The organism is Aquabacterium sp., from assembly GCF_016234775.1.
Classification (GTDB): Bacteria; Pseudomonadota; Gammaproteobacteria; order Burkholderiales; family Burkholderiaceae_C; genus Aquabacterium.
The window spans coordinates 80066-101172 of the sequence record NZ_JACRAH010000005.1 but is presented as its reverse complement, the minus strand read 5'-3'; the positions used below and the strand labels follow the sequence as shown (position 1 = coordinate 101172).

19 protein-coding genes are annotated in these 21107 nt (G+C 61.9%); 16 read left to right on the top strand and 3 right to left on the bottom strand.

The annotated features are described in order from the left end of the window. Positions 1–6: 6 nt before the first annotated feature. Positions 7–1155 (bottom strand): efflux RND transporter periplasmic adaptor subunit, encoded by a 1149-nt coding sequence (locus tag HY836_RS02685; RefSeq protein WP_290673315.1) that lies wholly within the window; start codon positions 1153–1155, stop codon positions 7–9. Next, a complete protein-coding gene (locus tag HY836_RS02680; RefSeq protein WP_290673313.1) occupies positions 1152–1904 on the bottom strand; it encodes a TetR/AcrR family transcriptional regulator in 753 nt (250 codons plus the stop codon). Before HY836_RS02680 ends, HY836_RS02685 begins: the two co-directional genes overlap by 4 nt. Positions 1905–2047: 143 nt before the next feature. On the opposite strand from HY836_RS02680, the gene HY836_RS02675 reads away from it, so the two are divergent. The 16 genes from HY836_RS02675 to HY836_RS02600 all read left to right on the top strand — a co-directional run bounded on the left by HY836_RS02675 (position 2048) and on the right by HY836_RS02600 (position 19373). Continuing rightward, complete coding sequence (locus tag HY836_RS02675; protein WP_290673311.1) at positions 2048–2497, top strand: thioesterase family protein; 450 nt, start codon at positions 2048–2050, stop codon at positions 2495–2497. A gap of 1 nt (position 2498) precedes the next feature. Next, positions 2499–3233: a nitroreductase gene (locus tag HY836_RS02670; RefSeq protein WP_290673309.1), complete on the top strand. Its 735-nt coding sequence runs from the start codon at positions 2499–2501 to the stop codon at positions 3231–3233. A 168-nt stretch (positions 3234–3401) separates the two neighbouring features. Then, a complete protein-coding gene (locus tag HY836_RS02665; protein ID WP_290673307.1) occupies positions 3402–5033 on the top strand; it encodes a 3-(methylthio)propionyl-CoA ligase in 1632 nt (543 codons plus the stop codon). Between the two features lie 196 nt (positions 5034–5229). Further along, entirely contained in the window at positions 5230–6474 is a 1245-nt protein-coding gene (locus tag HY836_RS02660) for a branched-chain amino acid ABC transporter substrate-binding protein (RefSeq protein WP_290673305.1), read from the top strand. A gap of 103 nt (positions 6475–6577) precedes the next feature. Then, the gene (locus tag HY836_RS02655; RefSeq protein ID WP_290673303.1) at positions 6578–7603 is read left to right on the top strand and encodes a branched-chain amino acid ABC transporter permease; all 1026 of its coding nucleotides are present in this window, start codon (positions 6578–6580) and stop codon (positions 7601–7603) included. A gap of 5 nt (positions 7604–7608) precedes the next feature. Continuing rightward, a complete protein-coding gene (locus tag HY836_RS02650) occupies positions 7609–8901 on the top strand; it encodes a branched-chain amino acid ABC transporter permease (protein WP_290673301.1) in 1293 nt (430 codons plus the stop codon). Positions 8902–8925: 24 nt separating this feature from the next. After that, positions 8926–9729 (top strand): ABC transporter ATP-binding protein, encoded by an 804-nt coding sequence (locus tag HY836_RS02645; protein WP_290673299.1) that lies wholly within the window; start codon positions 8926–8928, stop codon positions 9727–9729. Positions 9730–9734: 5 nt separating this feature from the next. Next, positions 9735–10430 carry an ABC transporter ATP-binding protein gene (locus HY836_RS02640; protein ID WP_290673297.1) on the top strand — a complete coding sequence of 232 codons (696 nt, stop codon included), beginning with the start codon at positions 9735–9737 and terminating at the stop codon, positions 10428–10430. Between the two features lie 216 nt (positions 10431–10646). Continuing rightward, positions 10647–12752, top strand: coding sequence for a 3-hydroxyacyl-CoA dehydrogenase NAD-binding domain-containing protein (locus tag HY836_RS02635; RefSeq protein WP_290673295.1), 2106 nt, complete (start codon positions 10647–10649; stop codon positions 12750–12752). A 144-nt stretch (positions 12753–12896) separates the two neighbouring features. Next, positions 12897–13676 (top strand): crotonase/enoyl-CoA hydratase family protein, encoded by a 780-nt coding sequence (locus tag HY836_RS02630; RefSeq protein WP_290673293.1) that lies wholly within the window; start codon positions 12897–12899, stop codon positions 13674–13676. A 120-nt stretch (positions 13677–13796) separates the two neighbouring features. Beyond that, positions 13797–15683, top strand: coding sequence for an acyl-CoA dehydrogenase (locus HY836_RS02625; protein ID WP_290673291.1), 1887 nt, complete (start codon positions 13797–13799; stop codon positions 15681–15683). 61 nt (positions 15684–15744) lie between these two features. After that, entirely contained in the window at positions 15745–16026 is a 282-nt protein-coding gene (locus HY836_RS02620; protein WP_290673289.1) for a Dabb family protein, read from the top strand. A gap of 12 nt (positions 16027–16038) precedes the next feature. Next, positions 16039–16833: an SDR family oxidoreductase gene (locus HY836_RS02615; protein WP_290673287.1), complete on the top strand. Its 795-nt coding sequence runs from the start codon at positions 16039–16041 to the stop codon at positions 16831–16833. Position 16834: 1 nt separating this feature from the next. Then, complete coding sequence (locus HY836_RS02610) at positions 16835–17299, top strand: PaaI family thioesterase (protein WP_290673285.1); 465 nt, start codon at positions 16835–16837, stop codon at positions 17297–17299. Between the two features lie 61 nt (positions 17300–17360). Then, positions 17361–18389 (top strand): NADP-dependent oxidoreductase, encoded by a 1029-nt coding sequence (locus HY836_RS02605; RefSeq protein ID WP_290673283.1) that lies wholly within the window; start codon positions 17361–17363, stop codon positions 18387–18389. A 54-nt stretch (positions 18390–18443) separates the two neighbouring features. After that, a complete protein-coding gene (locus HY836_RS02600) occupies positions 18444–19373 on the top strand; it encodes an SDR family oxidoreductase (RefSeq protein ID WP_290673281.1) in 930 nt (309 codons plus the stop codon). 755 nt (positions 19374–20128) lie between these two features. Here the strand turns inward: HY836_RS02600 and rapZ are convergent. Then, on the bottom strand, positions 20129–21064 hold the full coding sequence (rapZ, locus tag HY836_RS02595) for an RNase adapter RapZ (RefSeq protein WP_290673279.1): 936 nt from the start codon (positions 21062–21064) through the stop codon (positions 20129–20131). Positions 21065–21107 lie beyond the last annotated feature (43 nt).

Sequence of the window (21107 nt, the reverse complement as noted above, 5' to 3'; positions counted from 1 at the left end):
TCGGTATCAGCGCGTGGCTGCAGCGGGCTGTTCGAGCTTGACGGCCTGGCCGTCATGCACGGTGCCGGTGGCGTTGCGCACGATCACGTCGCCAGCCTGCACGCCTTCGATCACCTCCCGCATGGGCAGCCCCTCAGGGCTCTTGCCGCTGTGCGTGCCCAGTTTCACGTTGACCCTGCTCACCTTGCCCTGGCTGACCCGCAGCACCTGGTCACGGCCAGATTCCCTGGTGATGGCGCTCAAGGGCACGGCAAGTGCAGTGCGTTGCGCCAGCATGATCTCGCCTTGGGCAAACAGGCCCTGGCGCAGGGCGGGGTGGCTGGGCAGAGCCAGGTAGACCATGACCGAGCGGGTGTCGGCTGTGGCGCTGGGGTTGATGCGGGCAATGCGGGCGGTGATGGCTTCGCTCAAGCCGTCAAGATGGAGGGTGGCAGGGCTGCCCACGCGCACTTGCGTCACGTCTTGCGGCGAGAGAGGTGACTGCAACTCCAGGCTGTTCAAGTCCACCACTTCCACGATGCGGCCATCCACGGCCACGCGTTCGCCTGCTTGCACGAAGCGCTGCGAGATCTGTCCGGCAATCGGCGCACGCACGGTGCTGTCCTTCAAGGACTTGCTGGCCAGGTCGACGGCGGCTTGTGCGGCCTCGTAGGCCGCTTTGGTGCCGGCGGCGTTGGACTGCGAAGTGTCCAGCGCATTGCGCGAGATGAAGCCTTGTTGAATGAGGGCCTGGTTGTTGTCGAGGTTCTGCTGGGCGATCTGCCACTGGGCTTTGGCCGAGGCCGCCTGCTGGCGTGCCTGTTGCAGCTTGGTGTCGAACTCCTGAGGATCGAGCTTGCCAATGACCTGATCGGCCTTGACCTGGTCACCTTCACGCACTTTCAGGCTCAGCAGCTCGGCGGCCACCTTGGCCTTGACGATGGCCGAGCGCTGGGCGCTCAAGCTGCCCGAGATGGCGATGGTGTGCGTGAGTTGAGTCGGCTGGGCCGTCATGACCTCGCGCGACGTCAGCGTCATCTGAGGCGCCTGCGCGCTGGCGGAACTCTGCGCCAGGTCGCTTTGCTGTGCCTTCTTGTGCACGATGGCGCGGCCGATGCCGCCACCCAGAACCAGCACACCGGCTGCCAGGGCGATCCACTTGGTTTTGTTGCTCATGTCTCTTGCTGTTGTGCGTTACCGGGGCGAACCTCAAGGCCTCTCAGAAGCAGTTCGATCTGGGTCGTCATGAAACGTGCCGGATCAAGTGGCACCGGGTTGGCCGTGCAAACCGATGTGCACTGGCGATACAGGATCAGGAATTGCAGCGGGGCAATCAGCGCATGGACGACCGAGGTGACATCCATCTGCCTGAACTCCTGGCGGTCGATGCCACGCTGCACGGCTCGGGCCAGCAAGGCATGGCTTGGCGCGACCACCTCATCCACATAGAACTGTGCCAGCTCCGGAAAGTTGGCGGCCTCGGCCATGATCAGCACCAGCAGCCCTGACGCCTTGGATGAGCCCACCCGCGACCACCAGGTGTGGGCCAGCAGGTGCAGGGCATCGGACGTGCTGCCGTCAAATTGCTCCAGCAACTCTTCACCTTCCACGATCACCTGGGTGAGGTAGGCGCGAACTACCGCCTTGAAGAGCTCGTCCTTGCTGGGGTAGTAGAGGTACAGCGTGCCCTTGGATACGCCTGCTCGTTTGGCGACCTCTTCCGCTCGTGTGGCCGCCAGGCCCTTCTCCACGAACAGGTTCATGGCAGCTTCCAGCAACTCGTGAGGGCGGGCAGCCTTGCGCCGCTGGCGCACCTTGGGGGCCAATGCCGCCACCGCAGCTGCGATCGGGCAGGAGGGCCCGCTGGCGTCCGGTTTGTCCGCAGGTACGGGCAGGGCAGAAGCAGGCGAGGGGACGCGGCTCAAGGCAGTGACTTTCAAAATAACTGACTGGTGGGTCAGTAATGTAGCCGTGCGATTCGGCTCGGTCAAACCGTCTGCGCAGATGTTGGCAACGTGCTGGCTTGGCTATCATGCAACTCGATTTGTCAGTTCTGAAGAGCCCATTCATGGAAAGACCCCAAGCGCAAGAGCGGGCGGCTTACGCCCACTTCAGCACCATCACCACCCGCTGGATGGACAACGACATCTACGGGCACGTCAACAACGTCACCTACTACAGCTACTTCGATACGGCCGTGAACCGTTATCTGATCGAGGCGGGTGTGCTGGACATCCACAACGGTGACGTCATCGGCCTGGTCATCGAGACGCATTGCAATTATTTTGCTTCGCTGGAGTTTCCCAAAAACGTGGATGCCGGCATCCGCGTGGCCCACATCGGCAAGAGCAGCGTGCGCTACGAGATCGGCCTGTTCGATGAAGGCGAGCCCATGTCGGCGGCGGTGGGGCACTTCGTGCATGTGTATGTGGACCGAAGCACGCGTCGCCCCGTGCCCTTGCCGGAGCCTTTCGTGAAGGCGTTGCAAGCCCTGCAGGTCAAACCCAAGGTGGATTGAGATGCCCCACCCGAAGTCGGTGCCGCGTGAGCCGGATGTGATCACGCCCGAGTCGATCGCTGCGGTGGATCACGCCATCACCTCGCGACGCTCGATCAGGCGGTTCCTGACCAAGCCTGTGCCGCGTGAGTTGATCGATGAGATCCTGCAGGTCGCGTCGCGCTCACCGTCGGGCAGCAACACCCAGCCTTGGCGTGTGCATGTGCTGACGGGCGCCAGTCGCCAAGGCCTGGTCGACAAGATCATGGCCGCGTACAACGATCCCGCTCAGGCGGCGCAGCACAAGACGGAAGAGGGCTATTACCCTGCGAAGTGGGAGCCGCCCTATGCCGATCGGCGCCGACAGGTCGGGCTGGACCTGTACGGTTTGCTGGAAATCGGCCGTGAAGAAAAAGCGCGCATGCATGAGCAGCAGGGCCGCAATTACGCGTTCTTCGATGCGCCGGTAGGTCTGATCTTCACCATCGACCGCCGACTGGGCCGCGGCAGCTGGATGGACTGCGGCATGTTCCAGCAGACCCTCATGATGGCTGCCCGCGCGCGCGGCCTGGACACCTGTCCACAAGCGGCGTTCAACCAGTACCACTGCATCGTCAGTGCCCACCTGGGTTTGAATGAAGAGACCGAGATGGTGGTAGTGGGGATGGCCCTCGGGTATGCGGATCTGGATGCGATCGACAATACTTTGCTGTCGGATCGGGAGCCGGTATCTGGCTTCGCGCGTTTCCTGGATTGAACAGGGGCCACGCCTGAATGTGGGGATCCTAGGGTTATCCCTTGATGGTTTCCCATGTGGTTTCCGGTCTCCTCGGTCTAAGATCCGCCTGCCGATCTGAGTCGGCCTGTTTCCTGTTTTGGCCTGCCTGGTCAATTGCGTTTCACTCTTTGTTCGGAGGTAGTTCCTATGAGCCTGATGGGCCAAATGATGCACATGCCCTTGATGATTTCGTCGCTGCTGACGCATGCGGCACGTCATAACGGTGATGTCGAGATCGTGTCCAAGCGTGTGGAAGGCGACATGCACCGCACCAACTGGTCCGAGATCGAGTTGCGCTCCCGCAAGCTGGCGCAGGCACTGGACCGTCTGGGCCTGGAAGCCGGCGATCGCGTGGGCACCCTGGCCTGGAACGGCTATCGCCACATGGAGATTTACTACGCGGTCTCGGGCTCGCAGCGCGTTTGCCACACCATCAATCCGCGATTGTTCCCGCAACAAGTCGTCTGGATCGCCAGCGATGCGCAGGACAAGGTCATCTTTGTTGACCTGAACATCTTCCCGCTGGTCGAGAAGCTGGCACCGTCGCTGCCCACACTCAAGCATGTGGTGCTGATGTGCGCACGCGAGAACATGCCGCGCGAATCGGCGCTGGCCAACCTGCATTGCTACGAAGACCTGATCGCTGCCGAGGATGGCAACTACGCCTGGCCGTCGTTTGACGAAAATGCCGCCGCGAGCATTTGCTACACCTCCGGCACGACCGGCAACCCCAAGGGCGCCGTCTATTCGCACCGCTCTACCGTGCTGCACGCGTTCGCCGCTGCCTTGCCTGATGCCATGAGCCTGAAGGCCACGGACACCGTGTTGCCTGTGGTGCCCATGTTCCACGTCAATGCCTGGGGCATTCCATACGCCGCCGCGTTGGTGGGTTGCAAGTTGGTGATGCCGGGTCACCACCTGGATGGCGCTTCGCTGTACAACCTCTTCGAAGAAGAGAAGGTCACCATGAGCGCTGGCGTGCCCACCATCTGGTTGGGTCTGCTGAACCATGTCAAGGCCAACAACCTGAAGTTCAGCACCTTCAAGACCACGATCATTGGTGGATCGGCTTGCCCGCCTGCCATGATTCGCACGTTCGAAAACGACTATCAGGTTGAAGTCATCCACGCCTGGGGCATGACCGAGTTGTCACCCATCGGCACCTTGGGTCGTCTCAAGTCCAAGCATGCGGACTGGTCGCTTGAGGACAAGCAAAAGCTGCTGGAAAAGCAGGGCAAGTCGGTCTATGGCATCGACATGCGCATCGTGGATGCCGATGGCAAGGTGCTGCCCTGGGATGGCAAGGCCGCCGGCGATCTGGAAGTGCGCGGCCATTGGGTCATCAGCAGTTACTTCAACATCGACAAGTCGCCACTGCATGATGGCTGGTTCCCTACGGGCGACGTGGCCACCATCGACCCCGATGGCTATATGCAGATCACCGACCGCTCCAAGGATGTGATCAAGTCCGGTGGCGAATGGATCAGCTCCATCGACCTGGAAAATGTGCTGATGGCCCACCCGGCTGTGCACGAAGCTGCTGCGATTGCTTGCCATCATCCGAAGTGGGATGAACGCCCGCTCATGGTGGTGGTCAAGAAGCCTGGCGCCGAAGCCACGGTGGATGAACTGATCGCCTTCTACAAAGGCAAGATTCCCAGCTGGCAGACGCCGGACGATGTGGTGTTCGTTGAAGAAATTCCGCACACGGCCACTGGCAAGATCTCCAAGCTGCAATTGCGCGAAAAGTTCAAGGACCACAAGCTGCCTACGGCTTGATCGTTGTGTGAAGCACACAGGGCGCTCCATTTGGGGCGCCTTTTTTTTGCGGGTGATGTGCGCTGTTGCGCGCATGCGCAGGTGTTTTGTTCATTTACGCGCACTAAGGTGCATGTGCGGGTCATCCCTGACGGACGCCCTCAATTCAGGGGGGTAAATTGACCACGCTTAGGTTCATCACGACACGGAGATTTCAATGCGCTTCCCTGTTCCCCAAGTTCGCACGCTGAGCCTTCTGGTAGCTGCCAGCCTGTCCGCTGGCGCGGCATTGGCCCAGAAGGGTGAAACCGTCAAGATCGCCTGGATCGATCCACTGTCCGGCCTGATGGCCAGCGTCGGTCAGAATCAGGTCAAGAGCTTCCAGTTTGTGGCCGAGAAGATCAACGCCAACAACCCCGCTGGCGTGAAGTTCGAAATCGTCAGCATCGACAACAAGCTCAGCCCGGCTGAATCCCTCAATGCCCTTAAGTCGGCAGCCGACCAGGGCATCCGCTATGTCGTGCAGGGCCTGGGATCGGGATCCGCGCTGGCGTTGGTGGATGGCGTCAACAAGTACAACGAACGCAACCCCGGCAAGGAAATCGTTTACCTGAACTACGCCGCGGTAGATCCTGATCTGACCAACAGCAAGTGCAGCTACTGGCACTTCCGTCTGGATGCCGACACCTCCATGAAGATGGAGGCGCTGACCACCTTCATCAAGGATCAGAAGGACGTGCAGAAGGTCTACTTGATCAACCAGAACTATGCACACGGCCAGCAGGTCTCGAAGTTTGCCAAGTCCATGCTGGGCCGCAAGCGTGCTGACATCCAGATCGTGGGTGACGACCTGCATCCGTTGGCCCAGGTGCGTGACTTCGCGCCGTATGTGGCCAAGATCAAATCTTCCGGTGCCGATACCGTGATCACAGGCAACTGGGGTTCTGACCTGGCCTTGCTGGTCAAGGCCGCGAACGAAGCGGGTCTGAACGTCAAGTTCTACACCTACTACGCCAACTTCGGTGGCACCCCGACCGCACTGGGCAAGGCCGCCGATGGTCGCGTCTACCAGGTGGGCTACGGCCACTACAACATGCCCGGCCTGAATGCGACCCTGGTCAGCGAGTTCAAGAAGCGCTTCAATGACGACTACTACTCGGCTGCCACCTACTCGGGGCTGACGATGCTGGCAGAAGGCATGGCCAAGGCAAAGTCTACCGACCCGGTGAAGGTGGCCGCCGCGATGGAGGGCTTGAAGTTCAAGAGCTTCAACGGTGAAGTCGAATTGCGCAAGACTGATCACCAGTTGCAGCAACCCTTGTTCATCGCCAAGTGGGCGCCGGTGGATGCCAAGAACGGCTACGACGTCGAAAAGACGGGCATGACCTTCGTGCCTGTGAAGTCGTTCGACGCGTATGTGTCGAGCACGCCGACGTCCTGCCAGATGAAGCGTCCTTCGTGATACGAGCGGCCTGGGGCATCTTCGATGAGTTGCCTGGGCCGATGAATGTGGGCAGGCAAGGTGGCGCAGCGCCTGCCCCGGTTTCACTCGTGCGCCGCGCCTGATGGAAACCTTTGTTGTCTTCTTTCTGAACGGCATCAGCTACGGGCTGTTGCTGTTCATGCTCAGCTCCGGGCTGACGCTGATCTTCAGCATGATGGGTGTGCTGAACTTTGCACACACCAGCTTCTATATGCTGGGTGCCTACTTCGCCTACATGATCGCCGGCACGGTGGGCTACTTCCCTGCCTTGATACTCGCGCCCTTGCTGGTGGGGGTGCTGGGCGCCATGTTCGAGCGATACAGCCTGCGCAAGGTGCATGTTTACGGGCATGTGCCGGAGCTGTTGATCACCTTCGGCCTGTCTTACGTCGTGTACGAGTGCGTGCGGCTGATCTGGGGGCCGGCCAATGTCGACTACCGCATCCCCGAATCGCTCAGCGGGCCCTTGTTCACGGTGGCCAACGTCAAGGCGCAAGGCCTGCAGTTCATGCTGGGGGCGGGTGATCAGGCGATCTGTGGCCCTGCTGCCGGCAACTCCTGCACGCAGTTCCCGATCTACCGCGGCTTCATGGCCCTGGTGGCCTTTTTCATGCTGGGCGCCTTGTGGCTGCTGCTGACCCGCACGCGCATCGGCTTGATCATCCAGGCGGCGCTGACTCATCCTGACATGGCTCAGGCGCTGGGGCATAACGTGCCGCGCGTGATGATGGGCGTGTTCGGTGGCGGCTGCGCACTGGCTGGCCTGGCCGGCGTGATCGGTGGCAATGCCTTTGTGACCGAACCCAATATGGCGGCCTCGGTGGGCGCCATCATCTTCGTGGTGGTGGTCGTGGGCGGCATGGGCTCGTTGGCGGGGGCCTTCCTGGCTTCCTTGCTGATCGGCCTGCTGCAGACCTTTGCTGTGGTGGCCGATGTGTCGGTGGCCACCTTCATGCAAAGCCAAGGCCAGACGGTGAACTATGAGCACTGGTCCTACCCGCTGCTGAAAATCACGGTGTCGCAGATGGCGCCGATCCTGCCGTATCTCCTGTTGGTGTTGATCCTGATCTTCAGACCCAAGGGCCTGCTGGGCACACGTGAGGAGTAATGAGCATGTCCAGCAATGTCTATCGATTTCGTCCTCTGAATGTCGGCCGCTGGGTGCTGTGGTCAACGTATGCCCTGGCGCTGTTAGTGGCCCCTATGTTCTTCAAGAGCAGCCTGGCCATGACCATGCTCACGCAGATGGGCACCGCCATCATCGTCTGCCTGTCCTACAACATGCTGCTGGGGCAAGGTGGCATGCTGAGCTTCGGTCATGCCGTGTATTCCGGCCTGGGTTCGTTTGCCGCCATTCACACGCTCAACAAGGTGGGGGCGGGTGATTGGGCCATCCCGGTGAGTCTGATTCCCATCATCGGTGGGGTGGCCGGCTTCCTGGTCGCCGCCTTGCTGGGCGCCGTCACCACCAAGAAGTCAGGCAACACCTTTGCCATGATCACGCTGGGTGTCGGTGAGCTGGTGTGGAACATGTCCCTGATGCTGCCTGAGTTCTTTGGTGGCGAGGGAGGCATCAGCAGTAACCGCGTGGTGGGGCAGCCTTTCATGGGCATCACCTTCGGGCCGCAGATTGAGGTGTACTACCTCATTGCCGTGTACTGCTTCATCTGCACGGTGCTGATGTTTGCCTTCACGCAGACCCCCTTGGGGCGCATGCTCAATGCCGTGCGCGACAACCCCGAGCGTGTCGAGTTCATCGGTTATGACACGCAACGGGTGCGCTACATCGCCTTCATGATCGCGGGCTTTTTTGCCGGCATCGCAGGTGGCCTGTACGCCATCAACTTCGAGATCGTGACCGCTGAGGTGGTGGGCGCGCAGCGCTCCGGGGCCTACCTGCTGTTCACCTTCCTGGGTGGTTCGCTGTTCTTCTTCGGCCCGATCATTGGCGCGGTGCTGATGGTGTTCGCAATGGTGATGCTGTCGGAGCTGACCAAGGCCTGGTTGCTGTATCTGGGGCTGGTCTTCCTGTTCATGGTGATGTTTGCGCCTGGCGGCATCGCCAGCCTGCTGATGATGAACGTGCGCCTGGCTGCCTACGGCATGTTGCGTCGCCTGTGGGGCACGTATGCGGCGCTGGCCGCCACCGCCGCGCTGGTGGTGCTGCCGTTTGCAGCCATTGTGGAGATGGTCTACCACGTCAAGCTCAATGAGGCCCTGGGCCCCGTCATGCGCTTTGCCGGTGTTGAGCTCAATACGCAGCTTGGTTCTACCTGGGGCATGACCGTGCTGGCGCTGGCGGTGGGGGTGGGCTTGTTCGAGCTGGTGCGCCGACGCTTCTCGCGTCAGTGGAACCAGATCCAGGAAGAGATCGAGGCGCAGATGGTGCGCCAGCAAGCGCATTGATCGGGGTTGAGCATGAGTACGTCAATGCAAGCAAACACGTCGGCACCGAGGATGGCGCTGGAGTTGCGCCAGGTGCGCAAGTCCTTTGGCAAGACCGAGATCATCCGCGGGACCGAGCTGGCTGTGAAGGCCGGTGAGCGCGTGGCCCTGATCGGGCCCAATGGCGCGGGCAAGTCCACCTTGTTCAATCTGATCAGCGGGCGCATGGCGCCCACGAGTGGCGAGATCCTGCTCAATGGTGAGTCCATTCATGGCCGTACGCCATACGACATCAATCGGCGTGGGCTGGCTCGCAGCTTCCAGGTGTCCAACCTGTTTCCGCGCTTGACGGTGTTCGAGAACATCCGCTGTGCGGTGCTGTGGTCGATGGGCGAGCGCTATACCTTCTGGCGCTTCCTGTCGAAGATGGACAAGGTCAACGCGCGCGCCGAAGAAGTGCTGGACATGATCCACCTGCGTCGCAAGCGCGATGTGCATGTCTCGGCGCTGACCTACGCCGAACAACGGGCGCTGGAGGTGGGGGTGACCATTGCCGGTGGCGGTGATGTGATCCTGCTGGATGAGCCCACGGCCGGCATGAGCAAGTCCGAGACGGCCAACTTCGTGAAGTTGATCCGTGACGTGACGGTGGGCAAGACCTTGCTGACGGTCGAGCACGACATGGGTGTGGTGTTCGGCCTGGCCGATCGCATCGCGGTGCTGGTGTATGGCGAGGTGATCGCCTTTGATACGCCGGAGAACGTGCGGGCCAATGAACGCGTCAAAGAGGCTTACCTGGGTTCGGTGCTGGCGCAAAGCCAGGCTGCTGAAGCCGAAGCCGGAGTCTGAACACCATGCTGAGCATCCAGAATCTGCACGCCTTCTACGGCAAGAGCCACATCCTTCATGGTGTGGACATGGAGGTCAAACCTGGTGAGATCGTGAGCCTGCTGGGCCGCAATGGCTCGGGGCGCTCCACCACCATCAAGGCCATCATGGGCCTGGTGGAAGGGCAGGGCTCGGTCAAATGGAACGAGCAGGAACTGCTGGGCCACAAGACCTATGACATCGCGCGGCGTGGCCTGGGTTATGTGCCCGAGAGCCGCGATGTGTTCCCCAAGCTCACGGTGGAGCAGAACCTGAGGCTGGGCATGAAGGCCGGCTCGAAAAAGGGCCGCTGGAGCCTGGACGACATGTACCAGATGTTCCCGCGCCTGAAGGAGCGGCAGCACACGGAAGCAGGTGTGATGTCCGGCGGCGAGCAGCAGATGCTGACGCTGTGCCGCACGCTGATGGGTGATCCGGATCTGATCATGATCGACGAACCCACGGAAGGTTTGGCGCCCAAGATCGTGGAACTGGTGGGGCAGTATCTCAAGGAGCTGCAAAAGCGCGGCCTGGCCGTGCTGCTGGTGGAGCAGAAGCTCACCATCGCGCTGGACATTTCGCAGCGCTGCTACGTGATGGGCCACGGCGAGGTGGTTTTCCACGGCACGCCGGATGAGCTGCGCGCGGATCAATACACCCGCAAGGAGTGGCTGGAGGTTTGACCCTCCAGGGCTCAGATTGACGTAAGGCATACCTGCGTCTAGGTGTTTTCACGGGGTGGTCGCGCACCTTTGCGGAGTCGGTGCACAATGTTCACCAATTCGTACAATGATTCTTGTCAGAATTGACGTTTGAGCATCATTGAACGCGGTGCATGTGCCTTGCCGGGCTTTTTGTGCCGCGGTGTTCCCTTGTCTTTCATCGAGCCCGAGATCGCCATGAGCACCTCCTACCAAGTCACCGACGGCGTGGCCGTCATCACCCTCGACAACCCTCCCGTCAACGGTTTCGGGCAAAGCACGCGAGCTGGTGTCGTTGATGGCGTCGCCAAGGCCAATGCAGACAGCGCCGTGTTGGCGATCGTGATCACGGGCGCTGGCAAGGTGTTCTGTGGCGGGGCAGACATCCGCGAGTTCGGCACGGCCAAGATGGCGGCCGAGCCTTCCTTCCACACAGCCATCACGGCGGTCGAGCAATCGGGCAAGCCGGTGGTGGCGGCCATTCACGGCGTGGCCATGGGCGGTGGGCTGGAGCTGGCCCTGGGCTGCCACTATCGCCTGGTGGTGCCGGGCACCCAGATCGCCTTGCCGGAAGTGAACATCGGCATCGTGCCGGGTGCGGGTGGCACGCAGCGCCTGCCGCGCGTGCTGGGTGTCGAGACCGCTTTGCAGATGATCACGAGCGGCGCCTCCGTGCCCGCCGAGAAGCTGGCCAAGGCCCCGGGCCAGAAGCTGTTCGACAAGGTGGTGGAGGGCGATCTGTTGCCCGCTGCCATCGCCTTTGCCAAGGACGTGGCTGCCTTGCGTCCACTGCCTTCCGTGCGTCAGTTGAGTGTGGCCGCGCCCGCTGATGCCGAGGCCTTTGCCAAGGCTCGCGCCGATCTGGCCAAGATCCGCAAGAAACTGGAGGCGCCACAGCGCTGTGTGGATTGCGTGGAAGCCTCGACCAGGCTGGATCTGGACGCCGGCCTGGCTTTTGAGCAGGACGTGTTCGCCAAGCTGGTGACCAGCGACCAGGCTCAAGCCCTGCGCCACGCCTTCTTCGGCGAGCGCGCCGCCAGCAAGATCCCCGATGTGCCCGACAACACGCCCGTGCGTGACATCAAGAAGGTGGCCGTGATCGGCGCCGGCACCATGGGTGGCGGCATCACCATGTGCTTCTTGAACGCGGGCATCCCCGTCACGATGCTGGAGATGAAGCAGGAAGCCATCGACCGCGGCGTGGGCATCATCCGCAAGAACTACGAAGCGCAAGTGGCCAAGGGCAAGCTGGCGCAAGACAAGTACGAGCAGCGCATGAGCCTGCTGACCACGACCCTGAGCTACGACGACATCGCCCAGGCCGACATGGTCATCGAGGCCGTGTTTGAAGACATGGGCGTGAAGTCGCAAGTCTTCACCAAGCTCAACAGCGTCATGAAGCCCGGTGCCATCCTGGCATCGAACACCTCGACGCTGGACGTGGACAAGATCGCTGAAGTGACCCAACGCCCGGGCGATGTGATCGGCTTGCACTTCTTCAGCCCGGCCAATGTGATGCGCCTGCTGGAAGTGGTGCGCAGCAAGCACACCGCCAAGGATGTGCTGGCCACGGTCATGCAGGTCGCCAAGAAGATCAAGAAGGTGGCCGTGGTGTCCGGCGTGTGCGATGGCTTCATCGGCAACCGCATGTTCGAGCAGTACGTGCGCCAGAGCTTCTTCCTGATCGAAGAAGGCGCGACCGTGCAGCAGGTTGACAAGGCGGCCGAGGCCTTTGGCTGGGCCATGGGCCCCTTCCGTGTGGGTGACCTGGCCGGCAACGACATCGGCTTTGCCATCCGCAAGCGCCGCAAGATCGAAAGGCCCGATGTGATCTACAGCCCTGTGGGCGATGCCATCTGCGAGCTGGGTCGCTTTGGTCAGAAGACCGGCAAGGGCTGGTACGACTATGAAGTGGGCAAGCGCGAGCCCGTGCCTTCGGTTGAAGTGCAGGCCTGCATTGACAAGGTCCGCGCAGATAAAGGCATCACGCCCCGTGCCATCAGCGACGCAGAAATCGTGCAGCGCCTGATGCTGGCCCTGGTCAACGAAGGTGCCTTGATCCTGGAGGAAGGCATTGCCTCCAAGGCCTCCGACATCGACATGGTCTACCTCACGGGCTATGGCTTCCCGGCCTACCGCGGCGGCCCCATGCTGTACGCCGACATGCTGAGCCTGCCCAAGGTGATCGAGCTGATGAAGGGCTTTGCGGCCACGGCCAGCAGCGACGCTGCTTTCTGGACGCCAGCGCCCTTGCTGGTCAAGCTGGCCGCAGAAGGCCAGCGCGTGACGGGCGGCAAGGCCTGATCGCGGGCTGAGGCCCTCGACAGTCGATCGGTCGCCGATTGCACTACAACATGATGGATCAGACGATCTGAACCCGAGGTCTGCTTGGCGCTTGCCATGCGGGCCTTTTTTTGTGCCTGAATTGATTCACAGCGAGACACGCGCATGTCCTACATCGAAACCCGCCAGGTCGGACACATCCTGGAGATCAAGGTCAACCGGCCCGAGAAGCACAACGCCTTGTCGCCCGAGATGTACCACGACATCGCCAAGGCCTATGGGGAGTTGAGTCGCAACCGTGATCTGCGTGTTGCCTTGCTGTATGGCGAAGGCCAGCACATGACATCGGGTGTGGAACTGGACAAGTGGGCGCCCATCTTCGGCAATGGCAAAGGCTTCGAGATCGGTGAAGGTGAGATCGACCCCTTCGGCCTGACGGGTGAGCGGCACAGCAAGCCTGTGGTGATGGCGGTGCAGGGCAACTGCTTCACCTGGGGCGTGGAGATCATGCTCAACACGGAAGTACGTGTGGCGGCTGACAACACGCGCTTTGCGATGTTGGAAGTCAAGCGCGGCATCTTCCCGTGTGGTGGCGCCACCTTGCGCTTGCCGCAGCAAATGGGTTGGGGCGCTGCACAACGCTATCTGCTGACGGGTGACTATTGGTATGCCGACGAGGCCTTGCGGACAGGGCTTGTGCAAGAGGTGGTGCCTGCCGGTCAGCAATTGGACAAGGCTAGAGAGATCGCCGAGAAGATCGCCAAAGCGGCGCCCATGGGTGTGCAGAACGTGCTGAAGTCCACCCGTCTGGCCTGGAACGAAGGGGAGGCTGCCGCAGCCAAGGCCTTGTTCCCCAACCTGTTGCCCGTCATGCAAAGCGAAGACGCGCTGGAAGGCATCCAGTCCTTCCTGGAGCGCCGCGATGCTGTGTTCAAGGGACGCTGAAGCAGCGTCCAAGCTCAAGCTTGTCCATTCAATTGCACATCCACCTCAACGTCGGCCGGCCCGCCTTGCCGAGTTGCTGTCCGTGTTGACCGATACCACCGCATCACCTGAGTCGAGATCATGACCCACCGCGCTACCGTTGATTTCCTGCTGTACGACTGGCTGAACGCAGAAGGCCTGTGCCAGCGCGAACGCCACACCGAACACAATCGCGAGACCTTTACGGCTGTGCTGGACCTCAGCGAGAAGATCGCCACCGAGCAGTTCGCACCTATCAACCGCCTGACCGACATCCACGAACCTGAGTTCGATGGCGTGACCGTGACATTGCCCAAGGAAACGCCCGTGGCCATGCAGGCCTTCAACGATTCGGGTCTGATGGCGGGCAGCAAGGACGCCGACATCGGTGGCATGCAGTTGCCCACGGTGGTCGAGATCGCGTCGATGAGCTTTTTCTACAAATCCAGTGTGTCGCTGGCCGCGTACCCGATGCTCACGCGCGGCAATGCCAACACCATCCTGGCGCACGGCACGCCCAAGCAGATCGATGTGTTCGCGCGTGGTGGCTTTGAAGGCCGCACCTTCGGCACCATGTGCCTGAGCGAACCCCAGGCGGGATCGAGCCTGTCGGACATCGCCACCAAGGCCGTGCCCGATGTGAACGGCGATGGCACCGGCATCGACTGGGCACAGGACAGCCTGGGGCCACGCTATCGCCTTACCGGCAACAAGATGTGGATATCGGGCGGCGAGCACGAGATGGGCGAGAACATCGTGCACCTGGTGCTGGCCAAGATTCCCGGCGAAGATGGCAAGCCCGTACCGGGCGTGAAGGGCATCTCGCTGTTCATCGTGCCGCGCAAGCTCGTCAAACAAGATGGCAGCATCACCGCTCAGCGCAACGACGTGGCCCTGGCCGGCTTGAACCACAAGTGCGGCTACCGTGGCACGGTCAACACGCTGCTGAACTTTGGCGAAGGCAAGTTCCCGGTCAACGGCCAGGCGGGTGCCGTGGGCTACCTGATCGGCAAGCAGGGTGAAGGGCTCAAATGCATGTTCACCTTGATGAATGAAGCCCGCATCAGCGTGGGCCTGGGTGCCACGATGCTGGGTTATGCAGGCTATGAGGCTTCGCTGGACTACGCCAAGCAACGCCCGCAAGGCCGTCACATGAGCGCGGGTGGCAAGAACCACAGCGCACCGCAGATCCCCATCATCGAGCACACCGATGTCAAGCGCATGCTGATGATGCAAAAAGCCATTGCCGAGGGTGGTCTGGCCCTGGGCCTGCTGTGCGCGCAACTGGTGGACGATCAACACACGGGCACCGGCGCCGAGGCCGAGAAAGCTGGCCTGCTGCTGGAGCTGCTCACGCCGATTGCCAAGAGCTGGCCCAGCGAATGGGCGCAGGAAGCCAACAGCCTGGCCATCCAGATTCTGGGTGGCTACGGCTACACGCGTGACTTCCCGGTGGAGCAGTACTGGCGCGACAACCGCCTCAACATGATCCACGAAGGCACGCACGGCATCCAGGGGCTGGACCTGCTGGGCCGCAAGGTGGTGATGAACGGCGGCAAGGCCTTGAGCGTGCTGGCCGAGCGCATCAGCGAAACGATTCAGAAGGCAGGGCAGGTGGACGGCCTGGCCGTGCATGCCAATGCCTTGGCGCAAGCCCTGCAAAAGATTGGCGCGACGACCAAGGCCGCCTGGTCAACTGGCGTGCCTGAAGAGGCATTGGCCAATGCCACGCCGTATCTGCAAGCCTTTGGCCACACGGTGCTCGCGTGGATCTGGCTGGAGCTGGCCTTGGCGGCCAAAGCCGCGCAAGCGCAAGGCCACGATCAGCACAGTTGGGACAAGAGCCCCTTGGGTGCTGGCTTCCTCAAAGGCAAGCTGGCCTGTGCAGACTACTTCTTCAGTTTCGAGTTGCCCAAGATCGACGCCTGGCTGGGTGTGGTCGCCAAGCGTGACCTGACCTGTGCACAAGCCCAGTCCGACTGGTTCTGAGCTTCACCGAAACACCTGATCATCTGATCGAATCACCTCACAACACCGAGAGAGACAAACCATGTTGAGACACATCGTGATGTGGACGCTCAAGCGCCCCGAAGACGCAGCCAAGGTCAAGGCCCTGCTGGACAGCTGCAAGGGCCTGGTGCCCGGCATGCATGAGTTCGACGTCGGCATCAAGACCGAAGGCCTGGAGGCCAACTGCGACGTGGTGCTGGTGTCCACGTTCGAGAGCAAGGATGCACTGGCTGCCTACATCCCTCATCCGCATCACCAGGGTGTGGTGGCGCAGATCCGCGAGATGGCGGCCACCCGCCACGTGGTCGATTACAACATCTGAGGCGAGGGCAGCATGACGGAAGCACGCAAGGTACAACAGCTGTTCGATCTGACAGGCAAGAAGGCCCTGATCACTGGCGGCTCGCGCGGCCTGGGCCTGCAGATGGCCTATGCATTGGGCGAGGCTGGCGCCAAGGTCGTGATCAGCTCGCGCAAGTCTGCTGACCTGGAGCTGGCCGTGCAAGATCTGCAAGCAGCCGGCATCGATGCGCGCTGGATTGCTGCAGATGCCGGCAAGGCCGACGATATCCAGCGCCTGGCAGACGAAACCCTGGAGCGTGTGGGCGATGTGGACATCCTCGTCAACAACGCGGGTGCCACCTGGGGCGCACCGGCTGCCGAACACCCGATCGAAGCCTGGGACAAGGTCATGAACCTGAACGTGCGTGGCTACTTTCTGCTGTCGCAAGCCATCGCCAAGGCCAGCATGATCCCGCGCAAGCAGGGCCGCATCATCAACGTGGCCTCGATCGCCGGCCTGCGCGGCAACCCACCCTTCATGCAGACCATTGCCTACAACACCAGCAAGGGCGCGGTCATCAACTTCACGCGGGCCCTGGCTTGCGAGTGGGGGCACCAGGGCATCCGCGTCAATGCGATTGCGCCGGGCTTTTTTCCTAGCAAGATGACGGCGGGCACGCTGGCCATGGTTGGCGAAGAAACCATTGCAAACCGAGCACCACTGTTGCGCGTGGGCGATGATGAAGACCTCAAGGGCATCACCTTGCTGTTCGCGTCTGACGCAGGCAAGCACATCACCGGGCAGATCCTGGCGGTGGACGGTGGCGTCAGCGCCTTGATTGGTTGACATGGCCATTCCCTTTGCGGTTCGCATCCCCTTCATCGAGCAGATCGGCTGCGAGATGCAGCGCTACGAAAACGGCGAAGCCGAGATCACACTGGACGTGCAGGACCAGCACACCAACTCATTCGGCGTGGCGCACGGTGGCCTGATGATGACCTTGCTGGATGTGGCCATGGCCCATGCGGCGCGCAGCCTGAACCTGGATCAGCCGGATGGCGGGCCTGGCCTGGTCACCATCGAGATGAAGACCACCTTCATGCGACCAGGCCTGGGCCATATCCGGGCACTGGGCAGTGTGTTGCACTCGACCGCCTCCATGGCCTTCACCGAAGGCAAGGTGCTGGATTCGAAAGGCCGCGTGTGTGCCCATGCCACGGCCACGTTCAAGTTCCTGCGGGCCTTGCCGGTGTCCGACCGCGAAGTGCGGCCGGCTGCCAAACCCTTGCTTCACGGGCCGGGTTCTGACTGAGCCCGCGCCCCTCCTGATCGATTCATCCGCCAACCAGCTGTCACGCTGAAGGAGAGTTCACATGACCACCAACCATCAGATCCTGCTGGCATCGCGCCCGCAAGGCGAAGCCACCGTGGACAACTTCAAGCTCGTTGAGGTGCCCGTGCCCACGGCCGATCAACTGAGCGATGGCCAGGTGCTGGTGCGCCATCACTTCATGTCGCTCGACCCGTATATGCGCGGCCGCATGAACGACAGCAAGAGCTACGCTGATCCACAGCCGCTTGACACCGTGATGATCGGCGGCACCGTGGGCGAGGTGGTGCTGAGCAAGCATCCGCGCTTTGCGCCCGGCGACAAGGTGCTGGGCATGGGTGGCTGGCAGGAGTACTCGGTGGTGGACGCCAGTGTGAAGGGCGCCATGCTGCACAAGGTCGATACCACCCACATCCCGCTGTCGGCCTATCTGGGCTCGGTGGGCATGCCCGGCGTCACCGCCTGGTATGGCCTGATCAAGATCATCGCACCCAAGAGCGGCGAAACCGTGGTGGTGAGCGCCGCCAGCGGTGCCGTGGGCAGCGTGGTGGGGCAGTTGGCCAAGGCCCGTGGCTGCCGCGTGGTGGGTGTGGCCGGTGGCGCCGACAAGTGCCGCTATGTGACCGAAGAACTCGGTTTTGACGCCTGCATCGACTACAAGCAGCACAGCGACCCCAAGGCCTTTTACAAGACCCTGAAGGAGGCCACGCCCCATGGCATCGATGGCTATTTCGAGAACGTGGGCGGCATGATCCTGGACGCCGTGCTGCTGCGCATGAATGCGTTTGGCCGCATCGCCATGTGCGGGATGATCGCCGGCTATGACGGCCAGCCGCTGCCTTTGCAGAACCCCGCGCTGATCCTGGTCAACCGGCTGAAGATCGAAGGCTTCATCGTCAGCGAGCACCCCGAAGTCTGGCCCGAGGCCACGATGGAGCTGGGCACGATGGTGGCTACCGGCAAGATGAAATTCCGCGAATCCGTGGCCCAGGGCATAACCAGCGCGCCCGAGGCCTTCCTGGGCTTGCTCAAGGGCAAGAACTTCGGCAAGCAGCTGGTCAAACTGATCTGATCCCTCGATCAATCTCCCTACTGATCCCCCCACAGCAGGACGCAGGACAACAACATGTCGACTTTGAATTTGCAAGCGGGCCAGACGGCCGTGATCACCGGCGCTGGCAGCGGCTTTGGCCTGGAGCTGGCACGGCTTGGCGCGAAGAAAGGCCTCAACCTGGTGCTGACCGATGTGCAGCAAGATGCGCTGGACGCCGCCGTGGCCGAGCTGAGCGCCACGGGCGTGAAGGTGGCGGCCTTGCGTGGCGATGTGTCACGCGCCGAAGACATCCAGGCGCTGGCTGACATCTGCATGGAGCGCTTCGGTGCGCCGCACATTGTCATCAACAACGCAGGCGTGGCGCACGGCGGCCTGATCTGGGAGCACACGCAGCGCGATTGGGAATGGGTGATCGGCGTCAACTTGTTTGGCGTGATCCACGGCATGCGCGTGTTCACCCCGTTGATGCTGGCGGCGGCGCGCAAGGATCCGAGCTATCAGGGCCACATGGTCAACGTGGCCTCGATGGCCGGCTTGTTGAACTCGCCGAACATGGGCGCCTACAACGTGAGCAAGCATGCGGTGGTGAGCTTGTCGGAGACGCTGTACCAGGATCTGGCGCTGGTGACGGAGCAGGTACACGCCTCGGTGCTGTGCCCGTACTTCGTGCCGACCGGCATTCACCTGTCGCATCGCAATCGCCCCGCCGAGATGCGCAGCGAAGGCAAGCCCACGCCAAGCCAGATGATCGCGCAGGCGATGAGCACGAAGGCTGTGACATCGGGCAAGGTCACGGCCACGGATACGGCAGAGCTGGTCTACAAGGCCATCGAGTCGGGGCAGTTCTACATCTACACGCATCCACAGGCTTTGGGCATGGTGCAGACGCGTCTGGAAGATGTGGTGCAGGGGCGCAACCCAACCGATCCGTTTGCGGGCAAGCCGGAGATCGGGCAGCAGTTGCGTCAGGCTTTGCGGGATGCGATGGAGAAGCAGGGCTGAGTCTTATTGGTTCTTTTATGCCTGCCATGTGCTGTGCGGTTTGGCGTGGCAGCGCGGGGCGCGGCCGAGGTGGCATGCGGCCGGGCTTCAATGTTGTCGGTCCTGCTACGCAGGACTGCTCTACGGTGCTCGTCCAGCTCAGGTGGCTGCGCAACTCGGCCTGCGGCCTCAAACATGCTCGCCATCCCCTTGTCTGTGACAAGGGGCAAACCTGAGCCTCCCTGCGCGCCTGCGACGCCAACAAGGCGCCCGGCCGCATGCCACCTCAGCCTTTTCGGCCCCGCTGGCCGCACGCCACGGTTGTTGGTGCGGAATAGTGCCTGCTATTTCTATTGGCCAACAATGCGATGCAGACTCGATTCGGCTTTGCAAAGAGGGTAGCGAGAGTGCGCAGCACATGCGGCCTGTGCATGCTGACAGCGAGGTGGAAAAGGGCTGAGCCGGCATCTGGCCGGGCGCCTTGTTGGCGCTGAGAAGCGCAGTGGGGAAGTGGGCACGCGCAGCGTGCTTCGTCATCTGACTCGCCGGAGCTGTTTGACCGGAGTGGTCGTCAGACCACGCAGGGAGTTCTCCGGCGCCACTTCCTCGCGAGTATCGCAAGGGAGTCCCGCTTGCAAAGCGGGACCGCCAACAATGAAGCCTGGCCGGATGTTGGCTCAGCCCCCACCTCGCGCTCTACCGAAAAAACGCGCCAACCGCCAACCGCCAACCGCCGACCGCCGACCGCCGACCGAACCAGCAATCAACCAGCAGCCTTACTTCGCGTCCTGCTCACGATGCCGCGCCAGCACCACCCCACGCGGTGCAAAGCGCTGCACCAATTGCTCCACGCAATACACCGACCGGTGTTGCCCGCCCGTGCAACCAATCGCCACCGTCACATAACTGCGTTGATCGCCTTCCAGCGCCGGCAACCAGCGCAACAGGAAGGCCTCGATCTGCGCAATCAGCTCGGCCGATTCAGGCTGTGCCGCCAGGTAGTCGATCACCGGTTGATCACGGCCCGTCAGCGGCTTGAGTTCCTTCAAGTAGAAGGGATTGGGCAGCATGCGCACGTCGAACACGAAGTCCGCGTCCATGGGCACGCCATGCTTGTAGGCAAACGATTCGAACACCAGCGTCAGGCGTGACGGTGCAGCCTGCACGATGTTGCGGATCCAGGTGCGCAACTGCGCCGGGCGCAGCAGCGAGGTGTCGATCACGGTCGAGAACTCGCGCAGCGGGCTGAGCAGTTCACGCTCCAGGTTGATCGCGTCCATCAAGGCCTGCTCGGTCGCATCGATGGGTGTGATCAGATCGCTGGCGCGCCGTTGAGGCTGATGCGTATCCGGATGCGGCGTCTTGGCCAGCTGCGACAGCGGGTGAGGGCGCCGTGTTTCAGAAAAGCGGCGAACCAGCGCGTCCGTGCTGGCATCCAGGAACACCGCGCGCACCGAATGACCTTCCTGCCGCAGGTTGGTCAACACCGGCGTGAGGTTGGGCAGCGAATGCGCACTGCGCACGTCCACCGACACGGCAATGCGGCGCTTCAACTCCGGCGCACGCTTTTCTTCCAGCTCGATCATGCCGCGCAGCAATTCGGGCGGCAGGTTGTCCACGCAGAAGTAGCCTGCGTCTTCCAGCGCATTGAGCGCCACGGATTTGCCTGAGCCGGAGATGCCGGTCAGCAAGACGATGTCCAACGCGCTCATCTTGAAACCTCCGTGCTGCGCACTGTGGTGCGAGCGCCTTCGT